General features: G+C 60.6%; 24 protein-coding genes and 1 pseudogene. 11 read left to right on the forward strand and 14 right to left on the reverse strand.

The genetic code is table 11. The features are described from left to right. From R3355_RS23180 to R3355_RS23205, 6 genes are all read left to right on the forward strand, one after another. A partial coding sequence (locus R3355_RS23180) for an electron transfer flavoprotein subunit beta/FixA family protein (protein ID WP_318963467.1) occupies positions 1–583 on the forward strand: 583 nt, incomplete at its 5' end. Beyond that, a complete protein-coding gene (locus tag R3355_RS23185) occupies positions 583–1,515 on the forward strand; it encodes an electron transfer flavoprotein subunit alpha/FixB family protein (protein WP_318963468.1) in 933 nt (310 codons plus the stop codon). The genes R3355_RS23180 and R3355_RS23185, both read left to right, overlap by 1 nt. Then, positions 1,512–3,026 carry a 3-hydroxyacyl-CoA dehydrogenase gene (locus R3355_RS23190; protein WP_318963469.1) on the forward strand — a complete coding sequence of 505 codons (1,515 nt, stop codon included), beginning with the start codon at positions 1,512–1,514 and terminating at the stop codon, positions 3,024–3,026. The genes R3355_RS23185 and R3355_RS23190 overlap by 4 nt, the downstream gene beginning before the upstream one ends. Positions 3,027–3,028: 2 nt before the next feature. Continuing rightward, positions 3,029–4,231, forward strand: coding sequence for a 3-oxoadipyl-CoA thiolase (locus R3355_RS23195; RefSeq protein WP_318963471.1), 1,203 nt, complete (start codon positions 3,029–3,031; stop codon positions 4,229–4,231). A gap of 41 nt (positions 4,232–4,272) precedes the next feature. After that, positions 4,273–5,451 carry an acyl-CoA dehydrogenase gene (locus R3355_RS23200; protein ID WP_318963473.1) on the forward strand — a complete coding sequence of 393 codons (1,179 nt, stop codon included), beginning with the start codon at positions 4,273–4,275 and terminating at the stop codon, positions 5,449–5,451. A gap of 122 nt (positions 5,452–5,573) precedes the next feature. After that, on the forward strand, positions 5,574–7,208 hold the full coding sequence (locus tag R3355_RS23205; RefSeq protein ID WP_318963474.1) for a methyl-accepting chemotaxis protein: 1,635 nt from the start codon (positions 5,574–5,576) through the stop codon (positions 7,206–7,208). Between the two features lie 811 nt (positions 7,209–8,019). On the opposite strand, the gene R3355_RS23210 is transcribed toward R3355_RS23205, so the two are convergent. Both R3355_RS23210 and R3355_RS23215 read right to left on the reverse strand, forming a co-directional pair. Then, positions 8,020–8,298, reverse strand: a complete 279-nt coding sequence (locus R3355_RS23210) for a hypothetical protein (protein WP_318963475.1) — start codon at positions 8,296–8,298, stop codon at positions 8,020–8,022. Beyond that, positions 8,291–8,932: a ParA family protein gene (locus R3355_RS23215; protein ID WP_318963476.1), complete on the reverse strand. Its 642-nt coding sequence runs from the start codon at positions 8,930–8,932 to the stop codon at positions 8,291–8,293. The genes R3355_RS23210 and R3355_RS23215 overlap by 8 nt, the downstream gene beginning before the upstream one ends. Before the next feature lie 291 nt (positions 8,933–9,223). Here R3355_RS23215 and R3355_RS23220 point away from each other — a divergent pair, with 291 nt between their 5' ends. Both R3355_RS23220 and R3355_RS23225 read left to right on the forward strand, forming a co-directional pair. Further along, positions 9,224–9,961 carry a hypothetical protein gene (locus R3355_RS23220; RefSeq protein WP_318963477.1) on the forward strand — a complete coding sequence of 246 codons (738 nt, stop codon included), beginning with the start codon at positions 9,224–9,226 and terminating at the stop codon, positions 9,959–9,961. Next, positions 9,958–10,686 carry a hypothetical protein gene (locus R3355_RS23225; RefSeq protein ID WP_318963478.1) on the forward strand — a complete coding sequence of 243 codons (729 nt, stop codon included), beginning with the start codon at positions 9,958–9,960 and terminating at the stop codon, positions 10,684–10,686. The genes R3355_RS23220 and R3355_RS23225 overlap by 4 nt, the downstream gene beginning before the upstream one ends. Before the next feature lie 143 nt (positions 10,687–10,829). Here the strand turns inward: R3355_RS23225 and R3355_RS23230 are convergent, their stop codons facing one another. The 5 genes from R3355_RS23230 to R3355_RS23250 form a co-directional block, all read right to left on the reverse strand. Further along, positions 10,830–11,219: a S16 family serine protease gene (locus R3355_RS23230; protein WP_413243560.1), complete on the reverse strand. Its 390-nt coding sequence runs from the start codon at positions 11,217–11,219 to the stop codon at positions 10,830–10,832. Positions 11,220–11,246: 27 nt separating this feature from the next. Beyond that, positions 11,247–12,029 carry a protein phosphatase 2C domain-containing protein gene (locus tag R3355_RS23235; RefSeq protein WP_318963479.1) on the reverse strand — a complete coding sequence of 261 codons (783 nt, stop codon included), beginning with the start codon at positions 12,027–12,029 and terminating at the stop codon, positions 11,247–11,249. After that, positions 12,029–12,739 carry a hypothetical protein gene (locus tag R3355_RS23240; protein WP_318963480.1) on the reverse strand — a complete coding sequence of 237 codons (711 nt, stop codon included), beginning with the start codon at positions 12,737–12,739 and terminating at the stop codon, positions 12,029–12,031. The genes R3355_RS23235 and R3355_RS23240 overlap by 1 nt, the downstream gene beginning before the upstream one ends. Continuing rightward, entirely contained in the window at positions 12,736–13,386 is a 651-nt protein-coding gene (locus tag R3355_RS23245) for a hypothetical protein (RefSeq protein WP_318963481.1), read from the reverse strand. The genes R3355_RS23240 and R3355_RS23245 overlap by 4 nt, the downstream gene beginning before the upstream one ends. 163 nt (positions 13,387–13,549) lie before the next feature. Then, positions 13,550–13,909: a hypothetical protein gene (locus R3355_RS23250; protein WP_318963482.1), complete on the reverse strand. Its 360-nt coding sequence runs from the start codon at positions 13,907–13,909 to the stop codon at positions 13,550–13,552. On the opposite strand from R3355_RS23250, the gene R3355_RS23255 reads away from it, so the two are divergent. Further along, the gene (locus R3355_RS23255) at positions 13,874–14,206 is read left to right on the forward strand and encodes a hypothetical protein (protein WP_318963483.1); all 333 of its coding nucleotides are present in this window, start codon (positions 13,874–13,876) and stop codon (positions 14,204–14,206) included. The genes R3355_RS23250 and R3355_RS23255 overlap by 36 nt on opposite strands. A gap of 883 nt (positions 14,207–15,089) precedes the next feature. On the opposite strand, the pseudogene R3355_RS23260 reads toward R3355_RS23255, so the two are convergent. From R3355_RS23260 to R3355_RS23285, 6 genes and pseudogenes are all read right to left on the reverse strand, one after another. Further along, positions 15,090–15,236 (reverse strand): annotated as a pseudogene (locus tag R3355_RS23260) (NAD(P)(+) transhydrogenase (Re/Si-specific) subunit beta); the annotation flags it as partial. A 107-nt stretch (positions 15,237–15,343) separates the two neighbouring features. Beyond that, a complete protein-coding gene (locus R3355_RS23265) occupies positions 15,344–16,687 on the reverse strand; it encodes a TRAP transporter large permease (protein ID WP_318963485.1) in 1,344 nt (447 codons plus the stop codon). Beyond that, on the reverse strand, positions 16,680–17,252 hold the full coding sequence (locus R3355_RS23270) for a TRAP transporter small permease (protein ID WP_318963486.1): 573 nt from the start codon (positions 17,250–17,252) through the stop codon (positions 16,680–16,682). The genes R3355_RS23265 and R3355_RS23270 overlap by 8 nt, the downstream gene beginning before the upstream one ends. Positions 17,253–17,421: 169 nt before the next feature. Beyond that, positions 17,422–18,435, reverse strand: coding sequence for a TRAP transporter substrate-binding protein (locus R3355_RS23275; RefSeq protein ID WP_318963487.1), 1,014 nt, complete (start codon positions 18,433–18,435; stop codon positions 17,422–17,424). A gap of 380 nt (positions 18,436–18,815) precedes the next feature. Then, complete coding sequence (locus R3355_RS23280) at positions 18,816–20,543, reverse strand: cobaltochelatase CobT-related protein (RefSeq protein ID WP_318963488.1); 1,728 nt, start codon at positions 20,541–20,543, stop codon at positions 18,816–18,818. A 19-nt stretch (positions 20,544–20,562) separates the two neighbouring features. Beyond that, on the reverse strand, positions 20,563–21,543 hold the full coding sequence (locus R3355_RS23285) for a MoxR family ATPase (protein WP_318963489.1): 981 nt from the start codon (positions 21,541–21,543) through the stop codon (positions 20,563–20,565). A gap of 214 nt (positions 21,544–21,757) precedes the next feature. Between R3355_RS23285 and R3355_RS23290 the strand changes: the two genes are divergently transcribed. After that, a complete protein-coding gene (locus tag R3355_RS23290; protein WP_318963490.1) occupies positions 21,758–22,006 on the forward strand; it encodes a hypothetical protein in 249 nt (82 codons plus the stop codon). Between the two features lie 7 nt (positions 22,007–22,013). Here the strand turns inward: R3355_RS23290 and R3355_RS23295 are convergent, their stop codons facing one another. Beyond that, positions 22,014–22,403: a DUF3461 family protein gene (locus R3355_RS23295; protein WP_318963491.1), complete on the reverse strand. Its 390-nt coding sequence runs from the start codon at positions 22,401–22,403 to the stop codon at positions 22,014–22,016. Between the two features lie 397 nt (positions 22,404–22,800). On the opposite strand from R3355_RS23295, the gene R3355_RS23300 reads away from it, so the two are divergent. After that, positions 22,801–23,865 (forward strand): phosphomethylpyrimidine synthase ThiC (locus R3355_RS23300; protein ID WP_318963492.1); only part of this gene is annotated, 1,065 nt, incomplete at its 3' end.

The raw sequence follows: 23,865 nt of genomic DNA on the forward strand, positions 1-23,865 counted from the left end.
CGAAATCGTCGTGGTGTCGATTGGTCCGACTGCCGCTCAAGAGCAGCTGCGTACCGCTCTGGCGTTGGGTGCTGATCGCGCCATTCTGGTCGAGTCGAATGACGAGCTGAATTCCCTGGCGGTGGCCAAGCTGCTCAAGGCGGTGGTCGACAAGGAGCAGCCGCAGCTGGTGATCCTTGGCAAGCAGGCGATCGACAGCGACAACAACCAGACCGGCCAGATGCTGGCGGCGCTGAGCGGTTATGCGCAAGGCACCTTCGCCTCCAAGGTCGAAGTGGCTGGCGACAAGGTCAACGTGACTCGCGAAGTCGATGGTGGCCTGCAGGCCGTGGCGTTGAATCTGCCGGCGATCGTCACCACCGACCTGCGTTTGAACGAGCCGCGCTACGCCTCTCTGCCGAACATCATGAAGGCCAAGAAGAAGCCGCTGGAAGTGGTCACCCCTGAAGCCCTGGGCGTTGCCACCACTTCCACCGTGAAGACCCTGAAAGTCGAAGCGCCTGCTACCCGCAGCGCCGGCATCAAGGTCAAGTCGGTGGCGGAACTGATCGAGAAACTGAAGAACGAAGCGAAGGTAATCTAATGACTATCCTGGTTGTTGCAGAACACACCAACGCGGCCCTGGCGCCTGCCACCCTGAATACCATTGCCGCGGCGCTAGCCATTGGTGGTGATATCCATGTGCTGGTGGCCGGTAGCGGTTGTGGCGCAGTGGCTGACGCCGCTGGCAAAGTCGCCGGCGTGGCCAAGGTCCTAGTCGCCGACAACGCCGCCTTCGCCCATCAGCTGCCGGAAAACGTTGCCCCCCTGGCAGCCGAGTTGGGTAAGGGTTACAGCCACATCCTGGCTGCCGCCACCAGCAACGGCAAAAACATCCTGCCGCGCGTCGCCGCTCAGCTGGACGTCTATCAGATCTCCGAAATCATCGCCGTGGAAAGCGCCGATACCTTCAAGCGGCCGATTTATGCCGGCAACGCCATCGCTACCGTGCAGTCTTCCGCTGCCGTTAAAGTGATCACCGTGCGTGCCACCGGATTCGACCCAGTGGCTGCCGAAGGCGGTTCCGCTGTCGTTGAAGCTGTAACTATTGGCGGCGACGCCGGTAAGTCGGCGTTCGTCGGTGAAGAGCTGGCCAAGTCCGATCGTCCGGAGCTGACTGCTGCCAAGATCGTCGTGGCCGGCGGCCGTGGCATGCAGAACGGCGACAACTTCAAGCACCTCTATGCCCTGGCCGACAAGCTCGGCGCGGCAGTCGGTGCCTCGCGCGCCGCGGTCGACGCCGGTTTCGTGCCCAACGATATGCAGGTCGGTCAGACTGGCAAGATCGTCGCGCCGCAGCTGTACATCGCCGTCGGTATCTCCGGCGCGATCCAGCACCTGGCCGGCATGAAGGACTCCAAGGTGATCGTTGCGATCAACAAGGATGAAGAAGCACCGATCTTCCAGGTCGCCGATTACGGCCTGGTGGCGGATCTGTTCGAGGCCGTACCGGAACTGGAGCAGGCACTGTCATGAGCGCATTCAAACAGATCGGTGTGATTGGCAGTGGTGCCATGGGGCGCGGTATCGCCCAGTTGTTCGCCAGCGCCGGCGTCGAGGTGCTGCTGCATGACAGTCGCAGCGAAGCCATCGAGCAGGCCCTGGTGCAGAACCGCGAGTTGCTGGAGCGTGCGGCGGCCAAGGGCAAGCTCAGTGCCGAGGCGCTGGCCGGCACGCTGGCGCGCATGCGGGCGGCACCCCAGCTACAGGATCTGGCCGGGTGCGATCTGCTGATCGAGGCCATTGTCGAGAGTCTGGACGCCAAGCAGAACCTGTTCCGTGAACTGGAAAAACTGGTTGGCAGCGACGCTGTGCTGGCCAGCAACACCTCGTCGCTGTCGATCACTAAGATTGCCAGCGCCTGCGAGCATCCAGAGCGGGTTGCCGGCTTTCACTTCTTCAACCCGGTCACGCTGATGAAGATAGTCGAGGTGGTGCGTGGTGAGCGCACCGATTCGCAGGTGATCGAGCGGCTCTCGGCACTGGCCGAACAGGCCGGGCACTTCGCCGCGGTGACCCCGGATTCGCCGGGCTTTTTGGTCAATCACGCCGGCCGCGCCTATGGCCCGGAAGCGCTGCGCATCCTCGCCGAAGGTATAGCCACGCCGGCGCAGATCGACCGCATTCTCAAGGACAGCCTGGGCTTTCGCATGGGCCCGTTCGAGCTGTTCGACCTGGTTGGCCTGGACATCTCCCATGCAGTGATGGAGTCGCTTCACGACCAGTTCTACCAGGATCCGCGCTACACCCCTTCGGCGCTGGTGCCCGTGCGCCTGGCAGCCGGCCTACTGGGGCGCAAGACCGGGCAGGGCTTCTATCGCTACCAGAACGGGCGTGCGGTCGAGGGAACTCAGCCAGCAGTGCCAGCGGTGGCCATCGATCGGCCGTTCTGGCTGGACTGCGGGGATGGTGCGATGCGCGACAAGGTCGCCGCCGTGTTGGCGAGTGCCGGTGCGCTGCTGGAGCAGGGTGAACAGCCCAGCGCGAACGCCATCTGTCTGGTCACACCGTTGGGTGAAGATGCCAGCAGTGTAATCGCCCGCCGGCAACTGCCGGTCGCCCGCAGCCTGGCCCTGGAAACCTTTGCCGGTTTCGACCTGCGCCGAGTGCTGATGCGTCAGCCGGGGCTGGATGCCGCCGTGTTGGCGCAGGCGCGGCAGGCGCTGGGTGCCGATGGTGTGCCGGTGGAAGTGATCAACGATTCGCCCGGTTTCATCGCCCAGCGGGTGCTGGCCAGTATCGTCAACCTAGGCTGCGAAATCGCTCAGCGGCGTATCGCCGATCCCGCCACTCTCGATCGTGCGGTGCAGCTGGCGCTGGGTTATCCCCATGGCCCGCTGGGCTTCGGTGACCACTATGGGGCGACGAAGATCGAGCAGATCCTGCATGAATTGCACGACCTCTATCAGGAGCCGCGCTACCGGCTCAGCCCCTGGCTGCGTCGCCGCGTACAGCTCGGCCTGCCCCTGACCACTCCCGAGGAATAAGCATGACTGCCTACATCTACGATGGCCTGCGTTCGCCCTTTGGCCGCCACGCCGGTGCCCTGGCCAGTGTGCGCCCCGACGATCTGCTGGCCAGCGTGGTGCGTGCCCTGGTGGCACGTAACCCGTTCGCCGCAGAAGAGTACGAAGACCTGATCGCCGGCTGCACCAACCAGGCCGGTGAGGATGCGCGCAACCTGGGCCGCCATGCGGCCCTGCTGGCGGGGCTGCCGCCTGCCGTCGGCGGCCTGACCGTCAACCGTCTGTGTGGTTCGGGGCTGGCAGCCGTGCTGGATGCTGCCCGTGCCGTGCGCTGCGGTGAAGGCGAGCTGTTTATCGCCGGTGGTGCCGAGAGCATGAGCCGCGCGCCTTTCGTGATCGCAAAGGCGGAAAGCGCCTACTCGCGCGATTTCCGTGCCTTCGACAGCACCATCGGTGCGCGCTTCCCCAATCCGCAGGTGGAATCCGAATTCGGTACGGACTCGATGCCGGAGACCGCCGATAACGTCGCGCGCGAGCTGGGCATCAGCCGCGAGCAGGCCGATACCTACGCCGCGCGCAGCCAGGCGCTGTTCGAGGTGGCGCTGCAGGACGGTTTCCATGCTGGCGAAATCCTGCCCATCGAGGTGGTGCAAGGCCGCAAGCAACCGCCAAAAATTGTCGAGCGCGACGAACACCCGCGCCCCGAGAGTGATTTCGCCAGCCTGGCGCGTCTGCGCCCGCTGTTCGACGGTGGTGTGGTCACCGCCGGCAACGCCTCGGGGGTGAATGACGGTGCCGCCGCTCTGCTGATCGGTTCGCGCACCATTGGCGAGCAGTACGGCCTGAAGCCACGCGCGCGCATCCTGGCCGGAGCCATTGCCGGCGTTGAACCGCGCCTGATGGGGCTCGGCCCGGTGCCGGCGATTGCCAAGGCACTGCAACGCGCCAAGCTGAGCCTGGCCGACATGGATCTGATCGAAATCAACGAGGCCTTTGCCGCGCAGGTGCTCGGTTGCGCCAAGCAGCTCGGCTTGGCCTTCGATGACCCGCGCCTGAACCCCAACGGCGGAGCCATTGCGATTGGTCACCCCCTTGGGGCATCGGGTGCGCGTCTGGCATACAGCGCGGTGCGCCAGCTTGAACGCACGGGCGGCCGTTATGCCCTGGTCAGTCTGTGCATCGGCCTCGGCCAGGGCATCGCCTGCATCATCGAACGACTCGACTGAATAGATAGAGCATTACCACCCCTGAATTTGGAGAAACACCCATGACCAAGGCAAACTTCAACTGGATCGACCCACTGCTGCTCGACCAGCAACTGACTGAAGAAGAGCGCATGGTGCGCGACAGCGCCCAACAGTTCGCCGCCGACAAACTGAAGCCGCGGGTGCAACTGGCCTTTCGCAACGAGCAGACCGATCCTGCGATCTTCCGCGAGATGGGCGACACCGGCCTGCTCGGTGCAACCATCCCCGAAGCCTACGGTGGCAGCGGCCTCAACTACGTGTGCTATGGCCTGATCGCTCGTGAAGTGGAGCGCATCGACTCCGGCTACCGCTCGATGATGAGCGTGCAGTCGTCGCTGGTGATGGTGCCAATCTTTGAGTTCGGCAACGAAGCGACCAAGCAGAAGTACCTGCCCAAGTTGGCCAGCGGCGAATACATCGGCTGCTTCGGCCTGACGGAGCCAGACCATGGCTCCGATCCGGGCAGCATGATCACCCGCGCCAAGAAGGTCGACGGCGGCTACCGCCTGAGCGGCGCCAAGATGTGGATCACCAACTCGCCGATCGCCGACGTATTCGTGGTCTGGGCCAAGGACGATGCCGGCGAGATTCGCGGCTTCGTCCTGGAAAAAGGCTGGCAGGGCCTGAGCGCCCCGGCGATTCACGGCAAGGTCGGCTTGCGCGCCTCGATCACCGGCGAAATCGTCATGGACAACGTGTTCTGCCCGGAAGAGAACGCCTTCCCCGATGTGCGTGGCCTGAAGGGACCGTTCACCTGCCTCAACTCTGCCCGCTACGGCATCGCCTGGGGTGCGCTGGGCGCCGCCGAAGACTGCTGGCACACCGCGCGCCAGTACTGCCTGGATCGCAAGCAGTTCGGCCGCCCCCTGGCGCAGACGCAACTGATCCAGAAGAAGCTGGCCGACATGCAGACCGAGATCACCCTGGCCCTGCAAGGCTGCTTGCGTCTGGGCCGGATGAAGGACGAAGGCACCGCCGCAGTGGAAATCACCTCAATCATGAAGCGCAACAGCTGCGGCAAGTCGCTGGACATCGCCCGCCTGGCCCGCGACATGCTCGGCGGCAACGGCATCAGCGACGAGTTCGGCGTGGCCCGCCACCTGGTCAACCTGGAAGTGGTGAATACCTACGAAGGCACCCACGACGTCCATGCGCTGATCCTCGGCAGAGCTCAGACCGGCCTGCAAGCGTTTTTCTAAGCAGAGTCGGCACCGGTAAACGCATAAGGGGGGCTTCGGCAGGCTGTTGCAGTCCCTCGTCGTTTTTGCATCGCAACGCCGACCCCGACGATTGTCGGCATATGACAACAGGAAAATTGGCCATGTACAGTCTGCGCAATCTGCTCATTCGCCAGCGTCTTTGGCTGATGCTGCTGGCCGCTCTATCAATGTTGCTGGCGCTAGCCGTGCTAATGCTGGAGCGTAATTACAGCCACCTATACAGCGCCAAGATCCAGCAGACTCGCAATGCCGTGGAGAATACCCGGGGCATCCTTGAACACTTGCATCTCCAGGAGCAGACCGGCGAGCTTAGCCGCGAAAAGGCCCAGAGGCAGGCACTGGAGATGGTGCGCGGGTTACGTTATGCCGGTGGCGAATACTTCTTCATCCATGACCTGCAGCCGGTCATGCTGATGCACCCGCTTAGTCCCAAGATGGAAGGCCAGGATGTCAGTGGCCTGAAGGACAGCAATGGCGTGCTGATCACTGTAGAGATGGCGCGGATGGCGCGGGATGAAGGGGCCGGAATGCTGGCCTATTTTTGGCCCAAGCCGGGGCAGAATGCGCCTGTGGAAAAGATTTCCTATGTGGCCCTGTTCGAACCCTGGGGCTGGGTTCTCGGCACTGGGGTCTATCTCGACGACATCAAGGCACAGTTCCGCCAGGAGTTGCTGCAGGTGGCTGGTATCGGCCTGCTGATTGCCTTGCTGCTGTCTGCTGCGATCAGTTTGATCGCGCGCAGCATCACCCAACCATTGCAGCAGACCGTCGATGCCATGGCTGGTATCGCCAGCGGTGAGGGTGATCTGACCCATCAATTGCAAGTGTCCGGTCGTGACGAGCTGAGTACCTTGGCCCGGCACTTCAATGCCTTTACCGGGAAAATGCGCAATCTGATTGGCGAGATGCTCGGTGTGGCCCAGTCGCTGGAGCAGGCCGCGCGGAGTTTGAGTGACAACGCGGGTACCGCCCAGCAGCAGAGCGGTCAGCAGTCGCAGCAGATGGAGCAAGTCGCCACGGCCATCAATGAAGTGGCCTACAGCGTGCAGGATGTGGCGAAGAACGCCGAGCATTCCGCCAGTGAAGTCCACAGCGCCGAGCTGCAGGCAGCATTGAGTCAGCGCAACATTGAAAACAGCCTGGTGCAGATCGATCAACTGTCGTCGACTATTACCCAGGCGGTTGAGGTGGTGCAGTCGCTGGCCGAGGAGAGCACGCAGATCGGCAGTGTGCTTGAGGTGATCCGTTCAATCGCCGAGCAGACCAATCTGCTGGCGTTAAATGCCGCTATCGAGGCAGCCCGTGCCGGCGATCAGGGTCGTGGGTTTGCTGTGGTGGCTGACGAGGTGCGCCTCCTGGCTCAGCGTACGCAACAGTCGACGGCGGAAATCCAGGTAATGATCGAGCGTTTGCAGAGCAACTCTGCGGCCGCGGTAAAAGCGATCAACGATAGCAATCAAGCCTGCCGCCTGACTGTTGAGCAGGCCAGCCAAGCGGGTACCAGTTTGCAGCAGATTGTCGAGGCCTTACGCACCATCAGCGGCCTGGGCGTATCTATCGCCAGCGCGACATTGGAGCAGTCGCATGTGGTGGACGACATCAACCAAAACATCACACAGACTGCCAGCCTGGCTCATGACAATGCTCAGGTCGCGGAACAGTCGAGCGCCGCAAGCCAACACTTGGATCAGGTGGCTAAGCATTTGAGCGGTCTGTTGGGTCAGTTCCGCGTTTAAGGATTAAATGGGGGTACTGGTGCGTTGATCAGTTCGGATGCAGGGGATTAGAGAGTCCGACCGGTAACGCACGCTATACCGGATTAGCTCAAATTCGAGCTATTAATTGCAGCGCCAGAGAGGTCTATCTTGGCGCTGTTTCATAATCGTGTTTCGCTGACTATCCCCCGCTGGTATCTAACCAAGCAATGAACAGATACTTACCCGGAGAACGCAGGAACTCCGAAAGAGGGGTGCCAAGCTTTTGCTTGATGTGTGCTTCAACGTAAACAATTGACCATGCGTCGAGGTGAGCTTGTTGATCGGGGCTGAGCATAAATTTTATTTGAGGTGTCATGAGCTGGCTCTGTGTGGGGATGCTTCCAGTTTCCTCTGAATTTTAAAAGTGCAAGTCTCCTGAGCCAGAAGCCCAAAACGCTGGGCGGCACTAAAGGAGCGCTGGTTCGGGATCATGCTGCGGATTCCGTGCCCACTTGAGCACCCATCCCACGAGTGATCCCAGGCTGATCCGAACACTCTTGCCGGAGCCATTCGGACAGCGATGCCACAACCATCTGGACACGCCCGGCAGAAGCGGCGCAGTGATTTCCTTCACTATCATCGGCCTCTCCTTTTCGCAGCTGTAAGCTCGTAGTACCGCTCAGAAGAACATTCTCCTCCGCGGAAGGGGGGCGCCAGGCGCAGTGAGTCACTATGTTTTGTAGCGTACGTTTTTAGCTGTGCTGATGAGGCCGTGTTCGTGACGCCTGTGGTGTTGTGATTTGTGATGTCACAACTCACAACTCATAAGTCACAAGTCATAAGTCATAAGTCATAAGTCACAATCGATCTTTCCTGTCAGAACAGCCGACTCTATGACTGCGCGTCTGATCAGCGCGCTGACCGAGCGTTCTGCGCATCCAGAGCGTTTGTTTTTTACCGCCAGATTCTCAAGCTCGACAATCATCCATATCGGCAAGCTGACAGTTATCGGCCGCATGGCAGATTCTGATTTTTGTTCAGAACCGCGGTAGGCTCGGTCTGCAAGGGCGTGGGTAAGCCTGGCCACGTCTGGAGCCAATTGAGCAGATTTGCGTGGTGGATTAACCATGCAGGATCTCTCCCAGCAGCTGCTGGATCTCATGAGCGGCATGAGGGTTGCCGCTTTCGATTACACCTGTACCCTGTGAGATACAGTCGCGGTATATCAGGCGCTGAAAGCCTATCGAGTTACCCAGCTGAAGACCCTTAAAGTCACGGACATAGCGACAAAAGTCACTTCTCTCGCGTTGTCGGATGGCAGGGTTGGTTGTGGCCATACTTTGATAAAGCAGTACGCGCAGATCTGGATTCAGCATCCGTACGGCATGCACCTGCTCCTCAAGCTCCTGCAGTGTTTCCAGATCCAGTTGGCTGCAGGTCAAGGGAGAAACCAGCGTGTCCGCAACTGACATTGCGCTGATGAGTTCCTGGCTGTTCCTGCCAGGAACATCGACGAGAACTATTTGGTGCTGCTGGTCGAGTAGCCTTAGGGCATCTACTAGGTTGCCCCGGCGCTGCACGACAGTGATCTGCGGTGAGTGTCGCTCCTGCTGGCGCATGGCGCCCCAGTAGAGGGCAGACCCCTGAGGATCTGCGTCAACCAGAACGACCTTTTGCGCTCTGGATGCAAATGCTACGGCCAGGTTCGAGGCTAGGGTTGTTTTGCCCACCCCACCTTTATTGGAGCCGACGACAATGATCATGTGTATGCACCTGCCTGTATGACTTGTGATGTGTGAAATCACAGCCTGACAGGCATTTTAGAAATGCAAGCCGTCCTCGCCGCCTACGATTGGAGCCGCTTTGGCCGTTGTGTTCCAGGTAATTGGCCCACGGTCGATGAGAGCCAGAAGAACATTCGACCGGGCTGAATCAGCGTTGGTGATGGTGACTTTCAGGGGCATCAGTCGCTCAACGGGAGCCGAGTCCCGCCTGGTTGCATATTCAGAAAGCCGTGTTTGTGTGGAAGCACAACACAGCTTGAGGAGTATCAAATGAGCGTTCTTAGCCCTGGCGTCGAAAACCGTTTAAGTGCACTTGCCGCTTCCTTTATGGTGCGAAAAGCCGATGCGCTTGAGGCCTTTTCAAGGCTCACGGCCTTGGACTTACTATTTGTAGACTCCGCCCAGCGCAATCGACTGCTGCGACTGCAGTCAGCGTTGTTGGCTTACCTGAAAAGCCCGGCGGATGCTTTGCCGCGTACTCGCTTCTTATCGAGCCTGCGGGCTTGTGAAGCCGGGGCACAAATGCCTGAAAAACAGCTCAGCGCCAATCAGCCAAGCCTGCGGCCAGTAGAGACGTTCGCTGAATCAATCTTTGCAGAGCCAGTGGACTCTCCCGCTCAGTCAGGCAGGGCATCCAGGCAGCGTTACACGCGCAGGCACTCCACGAATCGCCAGGCTCCCGTATTCATGGCGCGCAGCAACATCCCTTCGGAAGGTTCTGCTTTTGGCCCTGCTCTCACGGGGCATAGTGATGAGGATTGGGATTGTGTGCTGCCTGTTGCGCTCGGTCAGATGTCTGCATTGTCGAGCACGAGTTACCCCAGCTGGAAGGATGAGCCATTCACAAGTGAAAGCGATCCGGCGCAGGGGATACTCGACGCAATGATGGGCATCCTGACCATCGATAGCGCGCCATATTTAGGCATGTTTGACACGGACAACGATCCCGTTATGGAACTGGGTACGGGGCTTGGCTTTGACGACACTTCGTTCTCAGGTGACCTATGACCTACAAAGTGGTGAAGTTTCACACGAGCAAGGGGCCAGGGGAGGGTTGCTACGAAGTGGCGTTCAGCGGTGATGATCGCTGCTTACAAAAGCTGGAAGTTCATTCTGCGGTCGATTTTGGTGGCGATGCGCTCGATTACGTAGAGCTCTTCGGCATCTGGTATTTCCTGATGAGCATTGAGATTGCAGGGCAGGGGCGCAGCGCCAAAAACCTCAAACTAGTGGTTTCCCGCGGGGCGATTAAGCGTCTTCTGCGCGAGAGCAGCTCAAAAGCACACCTTTTTTCATTCACCAATGCTTTGCGTACTCAGCTTTTCGGCTTGAAAGATATTGAGGTGGAGAAGGCTTGCGCGTGGGCAGCAAGCGCAAGCGTAGGGGCTTCTGCATGCGTGCGCTGGGATGGTTTGCCTCCAGACTATCCCGAGATAGAAAATCCTGTTTTGGGCCGCGTGCGTGTCACGCACCACGCCGTTGAGCGCTACTACGACGCAACTAATCGTGCGGGGCGCGCGGATCAGATCTTTCAGCGTGTCTGCAGAATTCTGCGTGAGGCTGATCAAGAAGCCCGGCTACCGGCGCATGTGCTCCAGCATAAAAACCGAACCTATGCGCATGCGAACGACGCGGCTCGATATCTCAATACCCAATCAGGCTGGCAGATGGTCATCCTATCCCCAGCCAACGAGAAACCTCTGCTGGCTACTGTTTATCAGCGAAACGGCTGAGTATGCGGGCGAATGTCGTTTCCAAACGCCCGCTGCGGTGTTGTGCTACTGACGCCTGGAGGCAGCCTCACTTCGGCGCTCGATATGTTCAGACCCTCTGGGCGCCTTAGCCATGGTGCTTTTGGTGAGTATTTAAACGCTCATCAATCAACCCCGAGCGCCTTGAACACGGCTTCCACCGGCTCGCCATAGAAGCTGGTCTGGAACTTGGTGAACAGCTCTGCCGGAATGGTCGGGATGTCCATGGCGCTGCTCATCGGTAGGCAAACACGCTTACCGCCAGCGTCGAAGGCCACTTGCAGGCATTCGGCGATGCTTTCTACCGGGGTGATGCTGCCGCCCAGGCTCATGTCGCCGAGTACCACCATCTGCCCTTGTGCGGGGCGGCCCATCAGGCCGGAGGCGAAGGCCACCAGACTGGGTAGGGCCATGTGGGTCAGCGGGCCGGTGTTTTGCAGCTCGACCACATGCAGATGGAAGTCGTGCTCCAGCACCTTGGCCGATGCACTGAGCCGTGGCTGCCGGCAGGCTATGGCCGAGCACATAGCGCTTCTTGCTCTTCAAGGCAGTTTCGGCTTGTCAACCGGAGTGGTGGCCAGCTCCGACTCTAGCCGTGACGCTTGCTGTGAGCGGGGCAGTGAGTCGGCTGGGGAGGGTGCAATGATGAAAAAGTTATCGCAATCGGTCTGTTGCCGGTTTGTCGGCTCGCCGAGTGTCAGGCTCAGAACGCTGGCGTCGTCTTGCAGCTGCTGCAGATCTACGCCTTGCTTCAGGTGTTCGTACCAGTAACCGTCGGTACACAGCAGAAGGCTCGCGGCGGGTTCGAGGACGGTCGCGTAGCTGTCTGGGGCGCAGAAGCTCCTTGCGTTGAGGGATCGGGTCAGCAGATGCCGCTGTTCTGCAGCTTCGGTTGCCGGTGGCAGTTGCGCGTAGGGCGGCTGATTACTCAGGGTGTGTGGGGTGGTTAGCCAGTCGATCCGGCCATTGGCCTGTTGTGTGCCAACCAGGCAGTCGCCTGCATGCAGGATGTGCAGCTGGCGGCTCTGCAGATCGATCAGTACGCAGCAGTAACTGGCTATTTCATGCAGGTAGTGATGCCGCAGCTCGCGCTGCTGTTCGCGCATCAGCTGGGTAATGCTGGCGATGTCCGGCGGCTGGTTGCCACTCAAGGCTGCCCGGACAATGGTTTGCGCCCAGTGCTGGGCAAGGCCTTGGCCGTTGCTGCCTTTGTCGGCGGCGTCGACCAGCATGGCCAGCAGGTAGTGATCCTTATGGCCGACTGCCGCGGCGTCGTTGTTGGTGCGGGTTCGTTGGCCCTGGCGACTCATCCAGCTGATGGGCATCAGGCGTGCCCCTTGGCCAGTTCTTCGAGGCGTTCGAACAGTAGCTCTTCACGATCCTTCGAGCCAAGGGACTGGCTGGCTACGGCATATTCAAAATTGGCGTCGCCAAGCAGCCGGGCTATTTCCAGGCTGATGTAGGCGCGAATTTCTGCGGATGCACTGTGGATCTCGTGCAGCAGTTCCGGACGGCCGTCTACCAGGTTGAGGATGTCTTCGATATCCCGGCTGCTCAGCGCATCGCCACGACCACGGCCTTTGTAGGCTTCCAGCTTGGTCGCGATGAAGTAGACGGGGTTGACCAGGTTTATGGTGGTTTCGTCGTCGAGCACGCAGGCTGTTGCGCTGGCCACGGCGCCTTTGTACCAGCGGTTGCTGAAGCCCAGTACCCGCTCGTCATCGGGAATGAAGTCGACGCGCAACTCGCCGAGTTTCATGGCGCAGATGGGGAAGTCATCGTCGTCCTGTCCCGCGCTGACCTTGAAGCCGCGCTGGCCCAGCTGGTGCTGCAGGGTTGCAAAGGCCTGATAGCCGATGACGTGCACGATCAGGTCTACATCGTCGGTGCTGCGCACCTGCTCGCGGGTGAATGCGTCGGTCAGCAGCAGCCCGGTTGTGCAGCCGCCGACAAAGGTCATGTGTTGACGCAGCTCTGGCCCCAGGGCCTTGGCGACCAGCTTGAGCATGTCTATCTGGGTGTTGAAAATGGTCATTGGGTTACGCCCAGGCGTTCTTTGAGCAGTGCAGTGGCCAGGTTGCTTTCGCGCGGGTGTCCCAGGCGTATGGCATCGACCAACGCCAGCAGCGCATACATCTCGGGGTCTTTTTTTGCCGCATAGGTGGCGGTCTTGAACAAGGGTTCGACGGCCAGGCCCTTGGTGTTGCCACGGGCATCGGGCCAGACCGGCGGGTATTCGCCGGCACTCAGCAGCTTGTCTTGCAGGATCGGCGCGGCGAAGGCGGTGGCGATGCCTCTGGTCATTTCGCCCGTCCGGGCTGGGAACACGAATTTGAGGCCGTAGACGATGAAATCAAACAAGGCCTTGCTGTTGGCTCTGGGTACACCCAGTTTGCGATCTGTTTTAGCCAGGCCGATGTCGATGCAGCGGTTGAGCGACAGGTTGATTTGCGACTTGCTGATACCTGTCTGCTGTTCCAGCGCTCTGGCGGTGTAGTACGAGTGATGGTCTGGGCCGATTGCCAACTCACCCTGCACTGCGGGGTCTTGCGCTGCCGCCTCTTCTTCCCAGTCGCGCCAGTCGTGCGGCCAGGCTTTTTCAGGCGTTGCGTGGCTGCGCTCCGACTCCTGCCGTTGCAGGGCGATCAGTTTCAGCAACAAGCCTATGTCTTGACTTTTCATCGATTATTAAACCCCGTTGTCCCTAGTCCTAGGACTCAGGACAACGTTCTCAGTAGTCATCAGGAAATGCAAGGGCTGGCCTGTGTTTTTAATGGTGCCGGGATTCATTGCATATCCTGTCGAGCCTGCTCGCGCAGCGGTACGAGGTGCATTGGCGGCTGGGTCAGCGAATCCTGACCCGTTTGTCCTGCTTGATCGCCGCTTCCAGCTCGGCCTTTAGCGCGTCGATAAAACGTTCGATGTCGCGCTGGCTTTCCAGGTAAACGCCATTGCCCAGCTTGTTGAATACGCTAGTGGCGGCGACGTCTACCACAGGTTTTGGTGGCGCCACCGGCCTGGCGGCAGGGGTCGGGGAGGGCGCGCGGTCTTCTTTGACCCCGTTACCCTGGCTGGCGGCTTGGGCGGCGACCTTGGCCTGTTCCTGCTGCAACCTGTGTTGGCGTTCGGCCTCGGCCTGGATGGCGCGTTCGAGTTCAAATACGCCGTCATGCAGGCGCTCGTCTGCTGTCTGGGTCTGCAGCATGTAGATATTGGCGATGCTGGTTTCGGTTTCCAGCTCGGCTTTGACCAGTTGCAGCGGGCGCAGCAGGCGGTTGCTCAGTTCGGGCGTTTCGATGCTGCTCTTGGCGATTTCCGCCTTCAGCTGGGTGATCTTTTCATCGACGCGACTCAGGGTATGGCCGCCGAACAGGCTGCGGGCCTGCTGAACCGATTTTCGCGGATCATTTTCGGCTCATTGATAGCCGACTGCGTATGTCGGTGGATTTTCGTTTTGGTGCATTCCTTTCTACTGCATCAGCGCCGTGCTTATGCCCTATAGCCAGGCGAGCCACGGTTGCCGCCTCAGAATTAACCGAAAACTGCTTTGCCGTAATTGTGATTTCCCCTTCTATGGCACCAGAGAGGGTGATTTGGGTCTGAGCCTGGGGCGATTTTGCAGCGCTCCTCATCGAGCAGTTGCGAACCTCAAATCACGGTCCGTCGTTGTCTCCGGCTGGTTATATGCACGGCGGGGCGTGATTTGACCCCTGCCGTAATGAGTGGAGGCCTAGTGCTGCCTGGGCTGTGGTGCCCCAATGATTTGTTTGCATTTTCATGAACGTCTCAAATACCGGTATTTCGGGGGTTGAGATCCTCAGCGGGTCACTTTTTGCCTGAATTCCCCCTCTGCCCACTCAAATTGGCGCATCGACAGGCAATATCGGTCGCCATGGGGGCTGAGGTACGAAAAAGGTGAACATTTGTATACGCCCAATATCGAAGCAGGCGGCCGATTGGTGAATTCCCAAACAATATTTATTCATGAAATAGGGTCAAATCACGGCGACATTGCTGCGCAATTTTTCGTGCATTGAGGGTCCGCGAGATCGTATAAAGTCAATTAAAAACAATGGGTTGATATACATCGGTAACAAAGATTATGCGTGTGATTTTCCTATCAAAACACGGAAATATTGCCCGCTAAAAAATCGGCAAATCACGTTTTGCCAATCCGTGATTTCCCTCCGATTTCATTAGTTTCAAGTGCTGTGCTTGTGCTGCAGATCCGGGGGCCTTCTCAGCTGAAATTGCCGAGATAGAAAACTCCTGGACCGTGTGCGCGTATACAAATGTTCACCTTTTGTATACGCAACACTGCAGATCGCAGTTAGACACTGCCTACCCTGATGCAGTGAGCTGCGGTCAGAGGCAATCAGTAGCGGTCAGTCGACCGCCTTGACCATATCCTCGATGACCTTCTTGGCGTCGCCGAAGACCATCATGGTCTTGTCCAGGTAGAACAGTTCGTTATCCAGGCCGGCGTAGCCGCTGGCCTTCGAGCGCTTGTTGGCGATCACGGTCTTGGCCTTGCATGGCAGAAAACTGTTTCCCTCTCTATGCCGATGCCGTGACCGTGCACCCTACTTGGCTAGGACGCACGGTTTAGGCTTGAGAGCATCTACGAAATAAACTTCAGTCAATAACCCAAGAGGGCGGGCAGAGTCAGGCTGATCGCCGGCACGTAGGCAATGATCACGGTGGCGATGGTCAGGATCGCCACGAAAGGCAGGGCCTTGTGCGATATTTCCTCGATTGCCGTACCGGAGATACCGGAGGCGATGAACAGGTTCTCGCCCATCGGCGGCGTCATGAAGCCGATGCTCAGGCAGCAGATCAGCACAATGCCGAAGTGCACCGGGTCGATGCCCAGGCTGTAGGCGATCGGCAGAATCACCGGGGTGAGGATCATGATCGCCGCCAGGGTTTCCATGAACATGCCGACGAACAGCAGGAATCCGATGATCAATATCCAGATCAAGTAAAGATTGTCGGTCAGGCTGAGCATCGAATCGGCGACTATGGCCGGAATCTGGTTTTCCACCAGCAGGCGGCCGAACACCGTGGCGGTGAACAGAATCACCAACACCCGCCCGGTGATCCAGGTGGTGGTCTCCAGCGACTTGAACAGCTCCTTGATGTGCAGTTCCTTATGGATGAACAGGCCGACGAACAGGGTGTAGAAGATCGCCACGATGGCCGATTCGGTCGGGGTGAACAGACCGGTGTAGATGCCGCCGAGAATCACGAAGGGGGCGAGGATCGACCAGAAGCCATCACGCAAGGCCTTGCGGATCTTCGTCGTGGACCAGCCTTCGCCACTGCCGGTGTAACCCAGCTTTTTGCAGCGGAAGTAGTTCATCACCAATAGTCCGCCGGCCAGCATCAGCCCGGGCACGACCCCGGCGATGAACAGCTTGGGAATCGACACCGAGCCGAATTCGCCGTACTTCTCCACCGCATCGGATGACGGCAGCATGCCCATGGCCGAGATGCCGAAGATCACCATCGGGATCGATGGCGGGATGATGATCCCCAGGCCGCCGGAGGAGGCGGTGACCGCCGAGGCATACCCCTTGCCGTAACCACGCTTGACCATGGCCGGGATCATCAGCATGCCGACCGCGGCGGTGGTGGCCGGGCCGGAGCCGGAGATGGCGCCGAAGAACAGGCAGGCCATCACGGCGGCAGCGGACATGCCGCCGGTGATCGGCCCGGCGAAACTCTCCGCCAGGGTTACCAGGCGTTTCGAGATACCCGCTGCCTCCATCAGCGCACCCGCGAGAATAAAGGCCGGCAGTGCCATCAGCGGAAAGGAGCCCACCGAGGTGAAGGCGATCTGCACGAACTTGATCGGGTTCTCACCCAGGTAGACGAACGAGGCCAGTGCCGAGACCGCCAGCGAGATGCTGATCGGCGTGCCGATCAGCAACAGCAGGAGGAAGGAACCGAAGAGGATATAGACAATATTGGTATCAACCATGGACCCGCTCCCGGAGTTGGCTGTCGTCGCGCTGTGCGGACTCGTGAATGATCTTGTCGAGTTCCTCGGTTTCCGGGTCGCGGATGTCGATGCCCTTGACCAGCTTGTAATAATTGACCTGGAGAACGCGCAAGGTCATCAGGCTGAAGGCGATGGGCAGGATCAGGTACAGGTACTTCATCGGAATGCCCAGGGTCTGGGATTTCCAGAACACGTTGGCCTTCATGAAGAAGATCACGCTGAGGTAGACGAAGTAGCTGTTGAAGCCGACCCAGATCAGGTCGGAGAGGGCTTCCAGGCCCACCGCCACTTTGCGTGGCATGAACCTGAACTGGAAGGTCACACGGTTGTGGGCTGCCAGCTTGGCCGCGTAGCTGGCACCGAAAAAGGCGAACCAGACGAACATGTAAGTGACCAGTTCTTCGCTCCAGGAGATCGAATGGTTGAACAGGTTACGGCTGAGGATCTGGGCAAACAGGATGACCACAAACAGTGCCAGCAGCGTGCGGCAGATGTAGTTTTCCAGGTTGTCTATGATCTTGAACAGGGTGCTGGCCGGTTTCATGGGGGCGCCTCCTGAAGCGTTGCACCCGGGCCAGGGCACAGCACTTCACCGCGTGGAACGAATAGCCAGGCTTTGCCGGTTGGCGGGCTGGCGGTTCTGAGTCGAGGGCGTCGGGCGGCTCAATCGCCCGACGCTTGCACTGTGGGGTTTTAGGCCCCCGTGCAGAGGATTAGATCGCGTCGCGCCCCAGCGCCTTGAGCACATCGTTGAGCTTATCTTTGCCCCCCAGTTGCTCATAATATTTCGGCCACACCTGGGACACAGCGTGATCGATCCACTCTTTTTCGCCATTGGCCGGATCGGCGATGACCATGCCCTTGGCGGTCAGCTCCTGCTTGATCTTGCCCTCTTGCTCCACCAGCCACTCGGCGCTGTGTTGGGTAGCGGCTTTGCCCGCGTCGAGTATCGCTTGCTGCATTTCAGGCGACTGCTCCTGGAACATCGACTCGCTGACGATCAGCGGCTCGATGGAGAACAGGTAGCGTAGGTTGGTGACGTACTTCTGCACCTCGTCGAATTTCATCGCCGATACGGTGATGTAGGGGTTGTCCTGGCCATCGACCACCTTCAGTTGCAGGCCGGTGAAGGTTTCCGACCAGGCCATTGGCGTCGGGTTGATGCCCCAGGCGCGGTAGGTGTCGATCATGATCTCGTTCTTCGGTACGCGGATCTGCAGGCCCTCGAGGTCTTCGATCGTGGTTACCGGACGCTTGGAGTTGGTCAGCACACGGAAGCCCGAGTATGCCCAGCCGATGATGCGTACACCCGCATCGCGCACGGTGTTGTCGATCATGGTCTGGCCGATATTGCTCTGGGTCAGGGTCACTGCATCATCCAGGCTCTGGATCATGTAGGGCAGGGTGAGTACGCCGACCGAGGGGGAGAAGGGGGTGACGTTGTTGATCGCCAGAATTGAGAAGTCCAGGGTGCCCATGGCGGCGTTGCTGACGGTGTCTTCTTCGCTACCCAACTGGCCATTGAGGAACAGCTTGGCGTCGTGTTTACCAGCGGTTCTGGCCTTGAACTCCTCGACGAACTTGAGGCCGAGCTCATGCTGAGTACCACCGGCGCCATCGCCCACGGCGACGCGGAAGGTCTTGGCGTGGAGGCCACTGCTGATGGCGGCGGCAACCAGGCACAGAGCCAGGGCCAGGGGACGGGTAAAGTGCTTGCGGGGTGTCATAACTGCGTTCTCCGTTGTAGTTATTTTTGGCTACGAAAGTGCAGGATGGGTCTGTTGCGACGAGCTTCCGGGTCTGCAAAAAAGTCGGCGGCACGTCTGGGTATGAGTGTCTCAGGGCGACGACAGTGAGGCTGTAGTCTGCGCGACGTCAGCCTCGCTGAAACATCCCCGTCGTTTCCCTTCGACCGGGTTCAATAGTCCCCCCAGGGTACGGCGCTGTTTAGGACCACATCAGTGGCGTTTCTGGGGCCAGCGCGGAGGTGGCAAAAAAATAGGCTAAAAGCGCTCTGGGACGGCCATTGGCACCAGGCGTCGGCGGGCTGGCGTTCGGGCTGGAAGGGGATTTTTCACGGTTGCGGGCGTTTGCTGGCGGCGCTGGCTCAGCGGCGCTGAGCCAGTAACTGCAGAACTTCGTCGAACACCGCATTGTCCAGACTACGCGACAGGTCCAGTTCCAGGCTGTGGCGATAGTAGGGGCTCAGGTCAAGGCCGACGCCGAGGGCGTACAGCTCGATGCTGCCCTCCTGCTCGATCTGCCGCGCCACCTGCTTGAGGTGCAGGTCGAGGATGTCCTGTTGGTTGGCCTGATGGGTGGCGCTGTCCATCGGGCAACCGTCGCTGACGATGATCAGGATGCGCCGCCGCGCGTCACGTTGCAGCAGGCGCTGGCGCGCCCAGAGCAGTGCTTCGCCGTCGATACCCTCGCGGAACAGATCGGACTTGAGCAACGCGGCGATATTCGGCCGGGCACGCCGCCAGGAGGTTTCGGCATCCTTGTAGACCAGATGGCTAAGCTCGTTGAGTCGCCCCGGATTGACTGGCTGGCCCATGCCGCGCCAGCGCTTCAGAGGGCGACCGCCGTTCCATTGGCCGGTGGTGAAACCGAGGATTTCACTGCGCGCGCCAGCCAGTTCCAGGGCGCGACTGAAGGCGTCGGCCAGCAGGGCGACGCTCTCGATGTGGTTGCGCATGGAGCCGGAGTTGTCGATCAGCAGGCTGACCAGGCAATCGCTGTGCGGGCGTTCGCGTTCGTGACGGAAGATTTCGCGTTGTTCGGGGCTGATGATCAGGCGGCTGAGACGGCCGGCATCGATCTGTCCGTCCGTCTGGGCGAAGGCCCAGCCATCCCGACGCGGTGCGGCCAGCAGGGCGCCCAGGCGTTTGGCCAGGCGCGGCAGGTTGAGGCCCTGGCCGGCCAGGCGGCGGTCCAGGCGTTGCCGCAGTTCTTTCAACAGTTCGGGGCGCACCAGGCTGGCGGCGCTGCGCTGACAATCGTAGTCGCGGCTGAACACCTGGTAAGTAAAGGAGTTGTCGCTACCGCGCGAATTACCCTGGGCAGCGCCGCTGGTATTGCCGTCGCCCTCGCCATCCTGCTCGACGTCCAGTAGCAGGGCGAAGGCCAGGTGGGTTTTCTCGGCGATTTCCGAGACCTTGCGTTCGTCGTTGCCGAGCAACTCGGCATCCAGCTGCTCGATCAGTTCCTGCGCCTTGGCGGCGATCAGCAGGGCATGCTCGGTAAACTCCGCCTGGGTATGGCGGCAGCGGCGCAGCAAGCCGAAGGCCGCGCCGAAATGGCCGAGCAGGCTCAGGCGCGGCGCCTCGATAAGCATTTCGGTCTGTTCGCCGGCGCGCCCGCCACACAGCAGCATCCAGCTCATCTGCGCCAGGGTGAAGAGCAGCAGGCCGACGTGACCTTCGGTCTGCCCGGAGTCGAGAAACTGCTGGCTCCACTGCTCGAAGCGTTGCAGCAGATTGCGCCGCACGCCGGGGTGACTGTCGGCCACCAGCGACTCGACGCGCAGCTGTTCGAGCAGCTCGAATACCAGGCGCGCGATGGGCTGCGCCGGCAGGACTTGGCGAACCAGCGCCTGATCGCTGTGCTTGATGCGCAGCGCCAGGCTGTCGGTCACCCCGCGCCAAGCCTGGAAGTCATCGACCTCGGGGTCCGGGTGCAGGTGCGGGGCGCGCACTGGGACGTGCCGGTCCTGCACGTCCAGGCGGCCGCCGCGGTAGCGCACACGCGGCTCCCCGGACAGTGCTCGGAGAGTCGCCGCGCAGAGTTCTTCGAGCTGTTGCTGGCGTTTCTCGCGGCGTGGCGGCTGGTTCATGGTGGGTGTCCTTGCAGGGTCAGGCCAGGGCGAGCAAGGGCAGCGCCGACTCGCCCAGCTCCTGGTCGAAGCAGCGCTGGTAGTACTCGGCGACGATCGGCCGTTCAGCCTCATCGCACTTGTTGAGGAACGACAGGCGGAAGGCCAGCGCCGGGTCGCTGAAGATCTCCATATTCTCCGCCCAGGAAATCACACAACGCGGCGACATCAGGGTCGACAGGTCGCCGGCGGCGAAGCCCTGGCGGGTCAGATTGGCCACCGCCACCATCGCTTCCAGCAGCGGCTCGCCATGCCGGGCGAGCAGGTGCGGCACCCGCGCGGCGACTATCGCGACCTCTTCGGCCTGGGGCAGGTAGTTCAGGGTGGCGACTATGTTCCAGCGGTCCAGCTGCGCCTGATTGAGCACCTGGGTGCCGTTGTACAGCCCGTTCAGGTTGCCCAGGCCGACGGTGTTGGCGGTGGCGAACAGGCGGAACCATGGGTGCGGGTGGATCAGCTGGTTCTGGTCGAGCAGATTGAGCTTGCCGTCGCGCTCGAGGATGCGCTGGATGACGAACATCACATCCGGGCGGCCGGCATCATATTCGTCGAAGATCAGTGCCATGGGCCGGCGCAGCGCCCAGGGCAGGATGCCTTCCTGAAACTCGGTAACTTGCTTGCCGTCGCGCAGGACGATGCCGTCCTTGCCAATCAGGTCCAGACGGCTGATATGACCATCCAGGTTGACCCGCGTGCAGGGCCAGTTCAGCCGCGCCGCGATCTGCTCGATATGGGTCGACTTGCCGCTGCCGTGCAGGCCCTGCAGCATCACCCGGCGATTGCGGGTAAAGCCGGCGAGAATCGCCAGGGTTACTTCCGGGTTGAAGCGATAGGCCGGGTCGATCTCCGGCACCAGCTCGTTCGGCGTGAGGAATACCGGCACGCGCATGCAGGAGTCGATACCGAACAATTCCCGGGCAGGAACCAGACGGCTGGCGGGTTCGATGGTCAGGTCGGTCATGGATGTCGCCTCTGGGCCGGGGGATGGCCAGTGATTCTAGGGGCGTGGCCGAGACAGGAGAGGGACCAGTTACCGACGCCTGATGCGGCCAGTGATGGCTGGCGCCACGTTCGGGCGAAAACTGGCTCTATGGTCTGGCGCGGCGGCGGCTAAGGATGGTGCCAGACGTTAACCACTCGGTCGTAGTTGCCGAAAACCTTGAGAGGTCAATCAGATGTCCGCCGATACGCTGACGATCAAGCTGGACCCGCAGCTCCTTGCGCTGTTTCGCCGTTACCAGGCGCACACGAGCATCGCGCCAGAGTTCTACATCGACGAGCTGCTGGCCAAGACCCGGCCGACCCTGCAGGCCGTGGTCGAGGCGCTGGACGAGGCCGCAGGCGACCCCGGGGCCCTGGCTCAGTTGTTCGGCCGCAAGATGGCCAGCCTGATGCCGTCCCAGACCAAGCAGGCCAGTGCCTGAGGCGGGTTCAGTTCAGGCGCTCGATTTTTTCACGGATTTCGGCCAGCTTGGCTTCAACCACATTCTCCAGGTGCTGCAAATCCTGCAGCAGCTCTTGCTTGGGCGAGAGTGGTTGCTCGCTGGTGCCGGTCAGCAGCTTGAGCTCGTCGAGGGCCTGCTGCAGTACTGGGCTGCAATCGGTCAGTTGCTGCCAGGCCTGGCTGTGACGGCTCTGCCCCGGAATCGAGTTGCGCGGACGGGCGAAGGTGAACTTCTGGCTGTGCGGGCGCAACGAGGTGACGGGGCGCAGGTAATAGACCTTGAGCACGTCGCGGTCGTGTTCGCGGCGCAGGCTGAAGCGGGAAATGAGTTCGAAGGAGCTGATGCCCATTTCTTTCAGGGTCGTAAAGTCGGTCATGGCAGGTATCTCGTCTGTCGTTAAGGCTGTCGTGGTTGGTCGGCTCCTGGGGCGCATAGCAACAGACAGCGGCAGGCCGGCTGTAGCAGCAGGTCGCGGGGCTGTCTGGCGGGATTGTTATTGTTGTTCAGGCCTCGGTCGTTGTGCCTTGTCGTGAGGCGGCAGGCTGGACCGAGGTGAGGAGGCCACTCTCGTCAAGCGAGAGGTGCGCGCAGTTTAACCAGCGTTGGCCAGTCGCCAAGAACCAACCCTGGGCGATCAGTGGAGCCAGGTGCCGGCCCCGCCATTGCTGGATCAGTGGCCCTGGCACCACTGGCTCTGGGGGCGGCAGCGGCCCTGGTTAAGGTTTTTCATTCATTTACGCAGCGCCCTTCAGCGTTCTATTCAGGAGTCCACCATGAGTCAGAGTTCCGTGTCGGCCAATAGCAAGAATCTGAGCCCGATTTTGAGCGAGTCGGCCCAGGTCGATCAGCAGTCGATCCAGCCGTTTCCGCGTTCGCAGAAAATCTACGTGCAGGGCTCGCGCCCGGACATCCGCGTGCCGATGCGCGAGATCAGCCTGGACATTACCCCGACCGAGTTCGGCGGCGAGATCAACGCCCCGGTGCTGGTCTACGACACCTCCGGCCCCTACACCGATCCGAGCGTGACCATCGATGTGCGCCAGGGCCTGGGCGACGTGCGTTCGGCCTGGATCGACGACCGTGGCGACACCGAGCTGCTCGACGGCCTGTCCTCGCACTTCGGCCAGGAACGCCTGGTCAATCCCGAGCTGACCAAGATGCGCTTCGCCCACGTGCGCAATCCGCGCCGGGCCAAGGCCGGCAAGAACGTCAGCCAGATGCACTACGCGCGCCAGGGCATCATCACCCCAGAGATGGAATACGTCGCCATCCGCGAGAACCTCAAGCTGGAGGAGGCCCGCGCCACCGGTCTGCTCGAGCAGCAGCACGCCGGCCAGAGCTTCGGTGCCAGTGTGCCCAAGCAGATCACCGCCGAGTTCGTCCGCGAGGAAATCGCCCGCGGTAGAGCGATTATTCCGGCGAACATCAACCACACCGAGCTGGAACCGATGATCATCGGCCGCAACTTCCTGGTGAAGATCAACGGCAACATCGGCAACTCGGCGCTGGGCTCCTCGATCGAGGAAGAAGTGGCCAAGCTGACCTGGGGCATCCGCTGGGGCTCCGATACTGTGATGGACCTGTCCACCGGCAAGCACATCCACGAAACCCGCGAGTGGATCATCCGCAACTCGCCGGTGCCGATCGGCACCGTGCCGATCTACCAGGCGCTGGAGAAGGTCAACGGCGTGGCCGAAGACCTGACCTGGGAGCTGTTCCGCGACACCCTGATCGAACAGGCCGAGCAGGGCGTCGACTACTTCACCATCCACGCCGGCGTGCTGCTGCGCTATGTGCCGCTGACCGCCAAGCGGGTCACCGGTATCGTCAGCCGCGGC

Origin of the sequence: Pseudomonas sp., from assembly GCF_033723075.1 — a bacterium.
Classification (GTDB): Bacteria; Pseudomonadota; Gammaproteobacteria; order Pseudomonadales; family Pseudomonadaceae; genus Aquipseudomonas.